This window comes from Clostridium sp. Cult2, assembly GCF_021655075.1.
GTDB lineage: Bacteria > Bacillota > Clostridia > Tissierellales > Tepidimicrobiaceae > Schnuerera.
In genome coordinates, this window is sequence record NZ_PPXX01000061.1 from 31,894 (window position 1) to 45,557 (window position 13,664).

A 13,664-nucleotide genomic window follows, 5' to 3' on the forward strand; every position below is an offset into this window, starting at 1 on the left:
GTGCTAGTCCCTATCTATTTATCTTGCAAATTTCTTTTATGATGTTTTCAAAAATAGGCGCTGCTGTTCTGGATCCAGAGACACCTTCCTCCACCAAAACGGTTATTACGTATTTTGGCTCTTCTTTAGGATAAAATCCTGAAAACCATCCATGTATAGTTTCCTTCCTATTTAATATTGCCTGGGCTGATCCTGTTTTCCCACCTGCACCTCCAACACTTTCTAATTCAATATTTTTTGCAGTTCCACCTTCTATAACTTCTATTAAATATTCTTTTAATATTTCACAACTCCTTTCTGAAATTACCCTTTCGGGAATTTCTCTATTATATTTCTTAATCATATAACCATCTCCATTAGTTATTCCATCCACAATAGTCATTCCTTTTCTAATACCTTTATTTGATACTATCATCATCATGTTGGTTATTTGAAGAGGTGTAGTCTCAATACTTCCCTGACCTATAGATATATTCCCTATGGCTGGACCTTGCAAATAATCACCCTTTGGAAGATTACCTTCTATTTCTTCTAACAGCCCAATATTTACTCTACTCCCTAAGCCTAGTTTCTTTGCCATTTCAATGATTCTCACACTTCCTAATTGTTGTCCTAGTTGAATAAAAGAGGAATTACATGATTTTGAAAAGGCATTCTTTAAATTAATAAGTCCATGTCCTTCTTCATTATTACATTTCATCATTACATTGCCTATTTCCTCATAGCCTTTACAATAAAATGTTTGATTTAAATAATCTATATTTTCTTCTAAAGCAGCTAAAAGTACCACTATTTTAAATAAAGAGCCTGGAGGATAAGCAACTTGTACTGCCTTATTATATAATGCCATGTCATCTCTATTTAAATATTCATCTATATCCTCTTGTTCAAAATTTGGTCTACTGGCCAAAGCTCTAATTTCACCAGTTTCAGTATCTGCTACTATTATAGCTCCATTTACTTTATTCTTGTCTAATATTTCTTCAACAATTTTTTGAATATGATAATCTATTGTGAGTTTAACTCCCCTGGGTTCTGAAGAAGTATTTTTTTTGCTTATTGTATAACTACTTCCAAGAAAAACGTTCTTCTTCCCATCTAATTCAATGAATAATGAGTTTTCTTTATCGCTTTCCTTTAGAATTTCATCATATACTTTTTCGATACCTGATTCTCCTTTATTTTCAGATTTGTTAATATATCCGATTACATGAGAAAGGATTTTTTTACTACTATATCTTGTTGTCTTTTCTTCTACTAACATATTTTTATTGTAATTAGAATTTTTAATTGAACCAATTAAAGGTATTTCAATAATCTTATCATTTTTCATTAAATTTTCTCTCAATTCCTCTTCCTTTAGATTACTGTTTTTCAATATAAAGTCCTTAATACTTTCATTGCTTTTAATACTATCTTTTAGAACAAATAATGTAATAGTTCTTTCATTATTAGTCAGTGGAATCAAGTTTATATCGTAAATAATTCCCCTATTTGGATACAGTTCTATCTCTTTCCCTCTCTGTTTTAAAGCCTGAATTTTTAGTAAATCATGATTTTTTATTTGAAGCCAATATAATCTCCCAATTAGTAAAAGAAAAACAAAAGTACATATTAAAATATATTTAATTATCCTATTATGTATAAGATTCTTCTGAAGTCTTCTCATAAAAATCCCCCAATTAAATGATAATAATAGTATTGCCATTTCATTGGGGTAATATAATTATTATTTATTTAGTATAGAATTAATCTTTGTTACAATGATATCTATTGCGACCTTATTATATCCTCCTTCAGGAATTATTATGTCTGCATACTTTTTAGTTGGTTCAACAAATTGAAGATGAGCTGGTCTAACGGTATTCATATATTGATGTATAATCGAATCTAAGGTCCTCCCTCTTTCCTTTATATCTCTCAATATCCTCCTGATAACCCTAACATCTGAGTCTGTATCAACAAATATTTTTATATCGCATAGATTTCTGATATCATCATCATTTAATATCAATATCCCTTCTAATATTATTATTTCTTTAGGATATACGGTTATTGTTTCTTTCTTTCTTGTATGTTGCTCAAAATCATATATGGGTTTTTCAATGGATTTATTGTTCATTAAATCCTTTAAATGTTTTAGTAAAAGCTGGTTATCAAACGCAAAGGGATGATCATAATTGGTTTTAATCCTTTCATTAAAAGATAAATGGCTTTGATCTTTATAGTATGAATCCTGTTCTATTATTACTACATTCTTCCTATGGATAGATTTTAATATCTCCTTAGAAACCGTACTTTTGCCAGAACCAGTACCACCTGTAATTCCAATAAGTAACTGTTTATTCATCAGATTAATCCTCCCTATGCTTTCTAATTATATACCAAGATCCCACTGGTTCTTTAATCTTCATCTTGATTATCTGCTGGGGATGGGGAGCAACATCAATTTCCTCTCCTTCTTCATCCCACATCTTTTCTACAGTCTGGATAAAATGTTTTTTTCCTGGTCCAAAAATTTCAACTTCATCTCCAACAAATATCCTATTTCTTTGCTCAATAGTTGCCAATCCACTGTCTGAATCGTAGTCTAATATAAGACCTACATAGTCATATCCTCTAATATAGGAACTAGATGTATAGACTTGATCTTCTTCAGTAGGCTTTCCAAAATAGAACCCAGTAGTAAAATCCCTATGACTGGCCTTCTTAATTTCGTCAATCCAATCCTTATTGAAAATATAATTTTCTGGGCCCTTAAAATATTCATCTATAGCCATCCTATATGAACGTATAACCGTTGCAACATAATAGGAGCTTTTTACTCTTCCTTCTATTTTAAAACTTCTTATACCAGCTCTTACCAAACTAGGTATATGCTCAATCATGCATAAATCCTTAGAATTAAAAATAAAAGTACCCTTTTCATCTTCAAATACTGGGAAAAATTCTCCTGGTCTTTTTTCTTCTACTAAATTATATTTCCATCTACATGGATGGGCACAATCTCCCCTATTTGCATCCCTACCTGCCATATAGTTACTCAATAAACATCTTCCAGAATAGGAAATGCACATAGCACCATGGACAAAAGTTTCTATTTCTAAATCATCAGGTATTTTATTTATTATTTCTTCAATTTCTTTGAGAGATAATTCCCTTGCCAGTACAATCCTTCTGATACCTAAATCATACCAAAACATTATGGTTTCATAGTTAGTAACACTAGCTTGAGTGCTTAAATGTATGGGCAAATCTGGAACAGTCCTTTTGATTATTGAAAATATGCCAGGGTCAGATACAATTACTCCATCAATTTTTGATTGATATAATTCTACTACATAATCTTCCAATCCAACTAAATCCTCATTATGTGGTACTATATTCATTGTCACATATACTTTTCTTCCTCTATTATGGGCAAACTCCACTCCTTCTTTTATTTCATCTATACTAAAGTTTTTTGAAGCTTTTCTTAATCCAAACTGCTCTCCACCCAAATATACAGCGTCAGCACCATAGACTATAGCCATCTTTAATTTTTCTAAATCTCCTGCTGGCGCTAATAATTCTGGTTTTTTCAAATGTTTCACTCCTCTCTATATGTTAAGGCTACCCCATCCCCAATGGGTATTATACATGATTCATAACCTTCAAGATGGTTAATAAAATTTAGATACTCCCTCAATCTTTTAACAATAGTTTTTTTCCGTCTAATAACTAACTTATCGGAAGCAACCATACCTTTAAACAAAACATTATCAGACACTATTATTCCTCTATTTTCAAGTAAATTTACGCATTTGTTGAAAAAATCTAAGTACTGTCCCTTTGCAGCATCTAAAAAAATAAAATCGTACTTTTCCTCTAAAGTTGGAAGTATTGTTTCTGCTTCGCCATTTACTATTTTTATTCTTTCCTTAAATATTGTATTATTTATATTTTTTTCTGCTATTTCTACCATGTCTTCTCTTCTTTCGATAGTTGTTATGCAACAATTATCCTCTGTTGAATTAGCCATAATAAGGGCTGAATACCCAATGGCAGTTCCTATCTCCAATATATTTTTAGGCTTATATATCTTTAATATTACCTTTAATAACTGAGCCACTTCCCTTTCTATAATTGGAATATGGTTGTCCTCAGCATATTCTTCCATTTCTTTTAAATATCCCTTATGTTCTGGTATTAGACTTCTAATATATTCTTCAATATATTCTTCATTAATGTGATTCAATATAAATTTACCTCCTTGGCATAAATTAATACGTGGTTACAGCCACGTATTAATTTAAAAATCAAATCTCATTTATTTGGATTTGCATTTAAATGTTCTTCATAGGTTCTAGAAAATGTATGGGCTCCTGTCCCATCTTCTTTAGTTCTAAAATATAAATAATCTACTTCAGCAGGATTTATTGCTGCAATTAAAGATTTCTTACCTGGTGATGCTATTGGCGCTGGAGGCAAACCTAGATGGATATAGGTATTGAAATCGGACTCTATCTGAGTATCTTTTTCTGACAATACTTCCTTTCTCTCACCTAATACATATTGGACGGTAGCACAGGATTGCAACGCCATATTTTGATTTAGCCTATTATGAAATACAGCAGATATTAGTTCCATTTCTTCGTCAAGTTTTCCTTCCCTTTCTATAATTGATGCTAAGGTAACAATTTCATTAAATGATAAATCCATATCTCCTATATTCGGTTTTATTTCTTCCTCATAAACCTTAATAAATTGAGAAAGCATTTTGCTAATAATATCCTCTTCTGAAGAATCAATATATATTTCATAAGTAGATGGATATAAAAAACCTTCTAAACTTTGACCATCTTTCAATTCTTCTAATATAGGAAATTTGTCTTGAAAATATTTTTTATCAGAAGTCAATTCTAAAAACTTTTCTTTATCAACAAACCCTTCTTCACTTAATTTATCAGCCATTTGCCGTATTTCATAACCTTCTGGTATAGTGAATTTAACAACATTTTCATTTTTTCCGCCTTTTGATAATTCATGGATTATATCATCAACATTCATTCCAGTACTTAATGTATAAGTTCCTGCCTTTAGATTTCCATCAGCTTTAAATTTTTTAACTGCTATTTTAAATATTAGTTCATTTTTAATTAAACCCTCTTCTTTCAATATACTAGCTATTTTACTAGAACTGCTACCGGAGGGTATTTGGATATTTACATCTGCAGGCCATTCAGCTGAAACCGCCATTAACACATTTTTATAATATATTAATATTAGGAGTATAGAAAATATTATTAATATTATAAACAATATTCCTTTGCTATTATTCTTCTTTTTCTTATTATTCCTCTTACTCCTAGCTGTTTCTAACACAAAATCTCCACCTTTAATAGATATTTATCTATTTTATTATACAATTTTTTCGATTTAATTACAACAATTAGCATATGATGATAATGAGAATTTACTGCTTTTCAATATGGGATGTCGCCTTTTTATATACAGATAATATTAATGTACCGAATATAACTACAGAAGCAGCTTCACCAGAAGTAATACCTAAGACAGTATACCAATAAGGTATATTTGTAAAATAAGATACCCATGTGGATACAATAAATCCATTTAATAATATAGGTGGCAAAGCACCTAAAATCCTATTTGACATCTTACTGGTTAGATAAGCTGCTATTAATGTTACCAGACTACCACCTAGTATATCAATTAAACCAAATGCTGAGTAAGGTGTAAGTAAAAAGTTTGCCACCAAACAACCAACAAATAATCCTGGTATTGCCGCTGTCTCCACTAGTGGTAATAATGTCAATCCTTCAGCTATTCTAAGTTGTATAGGGCCAAAAGCTAGATTTCCCATTGGAATCTGTATCAATATTAAAACTAAGTATATTCCTGCTATTAAGCTAGCTTTTGTCAAGTATTTCGTATCCATATATATATGCCTCCCAGCTTATTATTTATTCAATATCTATAGCATCTCCAATAATTTTGCTTATATCTTGGACTAATTGAGAAAATCTTAATTCAGCATTGAAAAATTCATTAATAGTTGGATTCAACATTAAAACTTCTTCCAGTTTGCTTATCTTATCCATTTCCTCTTGTTTTACTTCCTTACCAGACATTTGCTCTACTTGTATTTGAAGAGCTTTCTTCTTAAAATCTTCTACCATCCTTTTATTTTTATCATCAGCATAAACAATATTTTTCTTTTCTACATAATTTTTATATTCTTCTGATGACCTTATTGCCCTAGCTAATTTATGGGCTAGATCATATACATTGTTCATTTTATTCCCTCCTATAATTTTAATATTATTGGCAACAACACAGGAACTGATATAGTCGATATTATTCCAGATATAAATGCAATAATAGTAGTTTGAGAATCGGTAGCCTTAGAAATAACAGGTAAAGCTGTATCCATAGCCGTTGCACCACATATTGATACACTTTCTAAATATCCTATGTATTTAGCTACAAAGGGTACTAAAATCAATGCAATTACTTCCCTAATTACATTTGATAAAAAAGCTAATGTACTTAATTCTGTAGAATAATTAGTAAGCATCATAGAAGATAATGTATACCATCCTAATCCAGACCCAACTGCTGCTGCTTCTTTTAAAGGCATATTAAGTATAATGCCACTCAAAGCTCCTCCTAGTATACCACCTAATATTATACCAAAAGGAACTAATAATATTTTGAACCCCATAGTTTTAATATTGGAAAATACATCTTTTTGCTTTCCAATATCAATTCCAACAAAAAATAATAGTATACATAAACCAATATCTATAATAATATCTGTATACTGTAAAAAATTTGATGGCAAAAGATAATATCCTGTGCCCATTCCCATTAAAACGGATAATAATATTTTAAGGCTCAAATCTATTTTCTCCTTCCTTTTTAATAATAAACCTACTGAGAATTCTAATCACCACAACAGTAAGAACTATTGTAATAATTGCAATTATTCCAGCTTTAAATCCTATGGTAAAGAAAGAACTTATCACTTTTTCATCTAAACCTATTCTAATTCCCATTATGAACAGAAGGAAAAATAGACTTATATTTTGTATTAGATTAAGCTTATTACTTAAACCTACCACTATTTTATCCTTATAGCCTAAGACAGCTCCTGCTAGTAATATGATTAAATATATTAATAGACGAATTCCCATTTCCCACCTCCACTATTTAATTCAATATTATACCATCTTTTCTCAACAATAAACAAGTAGATTCCCCTAAAAAATCCTAGTATATTCATGAAGAACATACTAGGATTAAATTTAATTATACTTCCATAATAATAGGTAATATCATTGGGTTTCTCTTTATCTTTTCGTATAAGAATCCTCTTAAAGCATCTCTAATACTAGACTTTAAAGTTGCCCAATCGGTTATATTTCTTTTTTCACATTCAGATAATACATCTCTAACTACTTCTCTTGCTTCTTCCATTAAATCTTCTGATTCCCTTACATAAACAAATCCTCTAGATATTATATCTGGACCAACAATTACTTTTCCTTCCTGTTTACTCATAGTCACTACCACAACAATTAATCCATCCTCAGATAGATGTTTTCTATCTCTTAATACGATATTTCCTACATCTCCTATACCTAAACCATCTACTAGAATATTACCAGATTGGACGTATTGATTTATAGCACCTGAATTTTTAGTAAACTCAATAACTGAACCGTTACTAGCAACAAAAATATTTTCTTTTGGCATTCCCAATTCCATAGCTAGTTCTGCATGTCTTTTTAAATGTCTATACTCACCGTGAACTGGTATAAAAAATTTTGGTTTTAGTAGAGTATGAATTAATTTCAACTCTTCTTGACAAGCATGACCTGATACGTGAACATCAGCTAAAGTTTCATAAATAACCTTTGCACCAATCTCCATCAATTTATTGATTACTCTAAAAACAGTTTTCTCATTTCCTGGAATAGGGGAAGCAGAAATAACTACTAAATCTTCTGGCACCAATTCAATCTTTCTATGTTCAGAAAAAGCCATTCTAGATAGGGCTGACATTGGTTCTCCTTGACTTCCAGTAGTTAGGATTACAATTTCATTACTTGGATATTTATGCATATCATTGATATCGATCAAAGTTCCTTCTTTTACCCTTAAATAACCTAGATCATAAGCTACATTTATTGTATTTATCATACTTCTACCTGAAACTATTACTTTTCTATTGTACAGTTCTGCTGCATCAATCACTTGCTGTACCCTATGAACATTTGAAGCAAAAGTTGCAACTATAATTCTTTCAGGCGCCTTTAGAAAAATATCATTGAAAGTGTCTCCAACAGTTTTTTCAGACATGGTATAACCAGGCCTTTCAACATTAGTGCTATCAGCTAACAGAGCTAATACTCCCTTACTCCCTATTTCTGCAAATTTGTGTAAATCAATTAAATTATCATTTATTGGTGTAAAATCAATTTTAAAATCACCTGTATGAACCACAGTACCTATAGGAGTATTTATAGCTAAAGCTATACTATCAGGTATACTATGACTAGTTTTAATAAATTCAATTGTAAAACAACCTAGTTTAATCTTATCATTTGCTTTTATTTCAATTAAATTAACATCATCTAACCTATGCTCCTTTAATTTGTTTTCAACTAATCCTAAAGTTAATTTAGTTCCATAAACAGGTAAGTTTATTTTTGCAAGGGCGTAAGGTAGTCCTCCAATATGGTCTTCATGGCCATGGGTTAGAATAATCCCTCTTATTTTGTCCTTATTCTTTAAAAGGTAACTTATATCTGGAATCACCACATCAATTCCTAGCATTTCATCCTCTGGAAAGGTTAAACCACAATCTATGACAACAATATCATCTTTATATTCAAAAACGGTAATATTTTTACCGACTTCTCCCAATCCACCTAGTGGTATTATTTTTAATTTATTTGTTTTTTTCGCCACTTTATCATCTCCTTTATATTAATTTCTCCAATTCTTGTAGCATATAAACAATAGGATTACTGTAAAATCTTCCTAAAAAAATGAATCCCAAAATGGGATTCATTATTGGCAGTCTGCACAGTACCCAAAAAACTTTACATTATGGTCTACAATTTTAAAACCGTTTTCCATTTCAATTTCATTTTCTAAGTTTTCCAATAAATCTAGTTTAACTTCCATTACCTTTCCGCATTTTAGACATATTAAGTGGTGATGGTGATGGCTACCCGAATCATAGTTTAACTCATATCTATTGTATCCATCATCAAAATTCACCCTGTAAATAATATTTAATTTTTCTAACAATTGCAAAGTTCTATATACTGTAGCAATTCCAATCTCCGGATAATTAACCTTTACAATGTCATAAACCTCTTCTGGATTTAAATGCTTTTCATGATTCTCAATTATAGCACCTAAAATAGCTCGTCTCTGAGTAGTTAGCTTATAACCTTCTTCTTTAAATCTTTCTTTCATTTCTTCCATATTGATATCCATTTTTTCACCCGCTTATAATCCTATATTATAGAATACTAGTATAGGTTCTACTTGTCAAGTATAGAATTTATTGTAATTTTTCTTTCTTTATCTCTTCATAAGCTTCAACAACGTCATTCAATTCCTCATCATCGTCTATACCTACTAAAACAAGCTCTCCTTCATCATCATATTCAATTCTCAATAAATAGGTTAGAGACTCCATATCATCTACCGGTAACAAAGCAGCATATTCAAAATCATCTAATCCAAATGTAGCTAATACTTGAAATTCTACTTTATTCCCCATTTCATCTAATAAAACTATTTTTTCATTCATTTCTTCACCCTCTTATTTTCTATCTAAATAATTTTGCAAAATATAAGTAGCTGCAACTTTATCAATTACCTTTTTACGATTTTTTCTACTTACATCTCCCTCTATTAATATCCTCTCAGCAGAAACAGTAGTTAGTCGTTCATCCTGTAAAATAATTTCTATTGATATTTTTCTCTTTAGTTTATCAACAAAATCCAATACCTTTTTACCTTGGGGCCCTATAGTATTATTCATGTTCTTTGGAAGGCCTACAACTATTTTAGTAATATTAAATTCTTCTATTATATCTTCTATTCCTTTAATATCTTTTTTATTACTTTCTCTCTCTATGGTTTTAAGTCCTTGGGCAGTAAACAATAAGGGATCGCTTATTGCCACACCAATAGTCTTATCTCCTACATCTAATCCCATTATCCTTTCCATATTATCCACCTTTAAATTATCTTTATACAAAATTCAGGACAGCTTCTTGCACAATAACTACAAAGTATACAATTGTCATTAGGTACTGCCCTGCCATCAATGATTTCTATTCCATGATGTTTACATATATTAACACAGTTTCCACAACCTTGACAATAATCTGCTACTATTAATCTCCTCTTTTTGTCTATTAATTTATCTCTTAAATTGTTAGGTACCAGTCCTGTTTCCATTAAACTGATATTACAATCTATTTCTTCTTTTGATTGCATACCGATTGCAATAGAGTGAATATAAGGTATGTTTTTAACAAAGTTAAAAGCTTCTTGAGTTTGGGGAATTAAATGACCACCACCTAAAGGCTTCATACCGTATATACCTTTACCCTTATTATATGCTTTTTCTATAATTAATAGCATATCTTCTATATTGCCATCCTGTATTCCTATTCCTGCTATATTAACAATAGGATGAATTATATCAATTTCATCAAACATTGTTGCCCCTAAAACTCCTTCCACCCTATGAGTGGAAATGCCTATTGCCCTTATTTTACCCATTTTCTTTGCTTCTAAAAAATATTCTATAGCCTCTTGATGACCTCTCAAAGTATGGATACTCTCTTGTTCATGGAGCATAAAAATATCTATATAATCAGTCTCTAATTCCTTTAAGGCTAATTCAATACTCTGCTTTGCCATCTCTTTTGTATATGCATAACATTTAGTTGCAATTACGTAATCATGTCTGTTGATATTTTTAAGTGCCTCTTTTATATATTTATAATTTTGATAAATCTCAGCAGTATCGATAAAATTTATACCATTATAATAAGCATATTGAATGAGATTAGCTCCTTCCTCAATAGTTAAGTTTGCCTGAAAAGGGGTCATAGTCAATGATCCGAAACATAGTCTAGACACTTCTATATCAGTATTACCTAATTTTAGTCTATTCAATTTAAATCCACTTCCTATTCCATTATCTCTTCTTCATCATTTATTATAATGAAGAGTATAAATATTGTAATCAAATTAATTGATATAGCTGATAGTATTAATCCAGAATCATTTACTAGAAAACCTACTATACTCCCTACTATACATGATAGATAACCCTTACCTAATCCACTATTCATAAGCCTATTAACCCTATTTTCATATAAATATGAAACTATTACTTGTATAAATACATTTGTAATAATTACTTTTGTCCAAACTGATATACCGACTAATCTAATATTCATCAATAATTTTCTATCTATTATGTTTTTTACTATCCCTAACCCCTTTTCATTAATGGATAATAATGTTCTTCCTAGATGAGTTGGGGTTGGGTTTAAATTAATATCTATATATCCCAAAATGGTAATTGTTAGACTAGCCACAACTATAATCAACAATATATTTTTTAAATTTAACTGTTTATTAAATAATTCCAGAATGAAATATACACTAGCAGATATTAAAGCAATTGTACCACCTACATTAGCCCCTAATCTAGGATGACCAACTAGAACTATAGATATAAATAAAATTAGGATGGATACAATCTTTTTGTTATATCTCTCATATAATAATCCTGCAGTTAATGATGCTATAGCTAAAAACAATCCAACCATTTCATTTCCTATCCCAAAATATCTAGCCCCAATAATAGGATCGTGACTAAAAACAGAATATTTGGTAAAGAGACCATTCAATAATATATCTAAAATAATAATAACAAAATAAGTATAGGTAATTATATATATTGATCTGCCACTGCTAGATTTTTTAAAAGCATAAGCAAATAAACTTAATAAAAGCATTAAACCAATAACATATTTTACCAGATTATCTATTTTAAATAAGGAACTTATCATAAATATTATAGGTACTCCATATAGTAACAATAAAATTACCTTAAGCCATTCGCCAAGTGGATTGTTCAGTTTAATTTTAAATAAAAATAAAGCCAATATTATTAACATTATTAAAATAGAAATAGTTCCATAGATTAACATAGTTTTTGATCTTACTTTCGACATAAGATTAATACGTCCGTTAATTGATTCTATATAATTAAACGTATTATCCTTTTCTATATAGTTAACAATATTCCCTGACATGTTTTTTATTTTTAGATTCAAAAAATTAACAATCGTAGGTGATATATCCAAGTTAGAAATTATCCCTGGTCTATTAGTAGTTGAAGAAATAGTTATACCCCTATTTATATCTTTCCCCCACAATAATATAGGTGACAATCTACTATCATCAATTCTTTCCTCTCCACTATTAGGACTTAATACTATAAGTAAAGATTTCTCTTTTTCTATAATATCTAGTAATTTACCAATAAAAATATCTGTACCTTCTAAAATCATATCTCTCTTTTTATAGAATTCATCATCTGACATAAAAGAGCTATAGCTATTAAGCCTATTCAAATCTCCTGTATCTACAACTATTAGAGAAGCCCTAGATTTAATGGTAATTATTTTATCTAATATTTTGTCATAATCTGTTCTAAAGCCATAAGGATAATATTCATCCTCTATAAGAACATCATCTAAATTACCAAAATCAATTAATCCCTTTGAGTCCATAGGTATTAAAGCAGAAGTCCTTATCAATTCTTCATCTGTATCACTATTGCCAAAGATTGCTGTTTTAAGGCCATTATTATGCAATCTATCCCCTAATGCTCCTAGAAATGGTGAATACTTATTGTTTTTATTTTGATTATATAATCTGCCTATATGAATATTAGCTACTTGGTACTCGTTATTTATATGACCTACTCTATTTTCATAAATTTTTTTATATTCCTGATTTAAATTATGGAATAGGCTACTTTCATTATTTGCAAAAGCCTTATTAGAGGCATTTATAGTGATAAAACTTTCTGCACTCCTATAACTGCTAATACCACGAACATTCATCAATCCAAAACTGCCATCTTCTATTAAATTCTTGAAATTTGGCATTTTTTCAATATCTGAAAGTGTTAGTTTGTTCACAACAATTATAAATACATTGTTTTCTATATTAAAATTGTTATCACCATAACTAAATTCTGTAATAGAAAATAGTAATATAAAAATTATTAATATTGTAGTAAATCTCCTAGTTCTACACACTTAAGATTCTCTCCTAAACCTCTTTTTCCTTTTCTAAATAACTATCCAGTATTTCTTCTAATATTTCATCTCTTTCTATTTTTCGTACTAGACTTCTTGCATTCTTGTGACTTGTTATATAAGTCGGGTCTCCTGATAGGATGTAACCAATAATTTGATTTATAGGGTCATAACCTTTCTCTTTTAAAGCATTATAGACGGTTAAAATGATTTTTCTTGCTTCATTCACATTTTCCTTAGGTGCTTCAAATTTCATAGTCTCGTTTAAGTTATTATTCATTA

General features: G+C 29.9%; 16 protein-coding genes. All 16 read right to left on the reverse strand.

The window, feature by feature from the left end; translation table 11 throughout:
* Positions 1–10: 10 nt before the first annotated feature.
* The 16 genes from C3E90_RS07085 to C3E90_RS07160 all read right to left on the reverse strand — a co-directional run bounded on the left by C3E90_RS07085 (position 11) and on the right by C3E90_RS07160 (position 13,662).
* The gene (locus C3E90_RS07085) at positions 11–1,669 is read right to left on the reverse strand and encodes a peptidoglycan D,D-transpeptidase FtsI family protein (protein WP_236914966.1); all 1,659 of its coding nucleotides are present in this window, start codon (positions 1,667–1,669) and stop codon (positions 11–13) included.
* A 60-nt stretch (positions 1,670–1,729) separates the two neighbouring features.
* Positions 1,730–2,350 carry a uridine kinase gene (udk, locus tag C3E90_RS07090; protein ID WP_236914967.1) on the reverse strand — a complete coding sequence of 207 codons (621 nt, stop codon included), beginning with the start codon at positions 2,348–2,350 and terminating at the stop codon, positions 1,730–1,732.
* 4 nt (positions 2,351–2,354) lie between these two features.
* A complete protein-coding gene (locus C3E90_RS07095) occupies positions 2,355–3,584 on the reverse strand; it encodes a peptidase U32 family protein (RefSeq protein WP_236914968.1) in 1,230 nt (409 codons plus the stop codon).
* A 5-nt stretch (positions 3,585–3,589) separates the two neighbouring features.
* Positions 3,590–4,237: an O-methyltransferase gene (locus C3E90_RS07100; protein ID WP_236914969.1), complete on the reverse strand. Its 648-nt coding sequence runs from the start codon at positions 4,235–4,237 to the stop codon at positions 3,590–3,592.
* A gap of 68 nt (positions 4,238–4,305) precedes the next feature.
* Entirely contained in the window at positions 4,306–5,364 is a 1,059-nt protein-coding gene (gene mltG, locus C3E90_RS07105; protein ID WP_236914970.1) for an endolytic transglycosylase MltG, read from the reverse strand.
* Between the two features lie 91 nt (positions 5,365–5,455).
* Positions 5,456–5,941: a QueT transporter family protein gene (locus tag C3E90_RS07110; protein WP_236914971.1), complete on the reverse strand. Its 486-nt coding sequence runs from the start codon at positions 5,939–5,941 to the stop codon at positions 5,456–5,458.
* Positions 5,942–5,966: 25 nt separating this feature from the next.
* A complete protein-coding gene (locus C3E90_RS07115; protein WP_236914972.1) occupies positions 5,967–6,299 on the reverse strand; it encodes a YlbF family regulator in 333 nt (110 codons plus the stop codon).
* A gap of 11 nt (positions 6,300–6,310) precedes the next feature.
* Positions 6,311–6,904 carry a lysine exporter LysO family protein gene (locus C3E90_RS07120; RefSeq protein ID WP_236914973.1) on the reverse strand — a complete coding sequence of 198 codons (594 nt, stop codon included), beginning with the start codon at positions 6,902–6,904 and terminating at the stop codon, positions 6,311–6,313.
* Complete coding sequence (locus C3E90_RS07125; protein WP_236914974.1) at positions 6,894–7,199, reverse strand: LysO family transporter; 306 nt, start codon at positions 7,197–7,199, stop codon at positions 6,894–6,896. The genes C3E90_RS07120 and C3E90_RS07125 overlap by 11 nt, the downstream gene beginning before the upstream one ends.
* Before the next feature lie 115 nt (positions 7,200–7,314).
* The gene (locus C3E90_RS07130) at positions 7,315–8,979 is read right to left on the reverse strand and encodes a ribonuclease J (protein ID WP_236914975.1); all 1,665 of its coding nucleotides are present in this window, start codon (positions 8,977–8,979) and stop codon (positions 7,315–7,317) included.
* Between the two features lie 102 nt (positions 8,980–9,081).
* Positions 9,082–9,516 (reverse strand): Fur family transcriptional regulator, encoded by a 435-nt coding sequence (locus C3E90_RS07135; protein WP_236914976.1) that lies wholly within the window; start codon positions 9,514–9,516, stop codon positions 9,082–9,084.
* A gap of 67 nt (positions 9,517–9,583) precedes the next feature.
* Positions 9,584–9,835, reverse strand: a complete 252-nt coding sequence (locus C3E90_RS07140) for a DUF1292 domain-containing protein (RefSeq protein ID WP_236914977.1) — start codon at positions 9,833–9,835, stop codon at positions 9,584–9,586.
* 12 nt (positions 9,836–9,847) lie between these two features.
* The gene (ruvX, locus tag C3E90_RS07145; RefSeq protein ID WP_236914978.1) at positions 9,848–10,258 is read right to left on the reverse strand and encodes a Holliday junction resolvase RuvX; all 411 of its coding nucleotides are present in this window, start codon (positions 10,256–10,258) and stop codon (positions 9,848–9,850) included.
* Positions 10,259–10,269: 11 nt separating this feature from the next.
* A complete protein-coding gene (locus tag C3E90_RS07150; protein WP_236914979.1) occupies positions 10,270–11,217 on the reverse strand; it encodes an aldo/keto reductase in 948 nt (315 codons plus the stop codon).
* A gap of 14 nt (positions 11,218–11,231) precedes the next feature.
* Positions 11,232–13,382, reverse strand: coding sequence for a hypothetical protein (locus tag C3E90_RS07155; protein ID WP_236914980.1), 2,151 nt, complete (start codon positions 13,380–13,382; stop codon positions 11,232–11,234).
* Positions 13,383–13,395: 13 nt separating this feature from the next.
* A complete protein-coding gene (locus C3E90_RS07160) occupies positions 13,396–13,662 on the reverse strand; it encodes an IreB family regulatory phosphoprotein (protein ID WP_236914981.1) in 267 nt (88 codons plus the stop codon).
* Positions 13,663–13,664 lie beyond the last annotated feature (2 nt).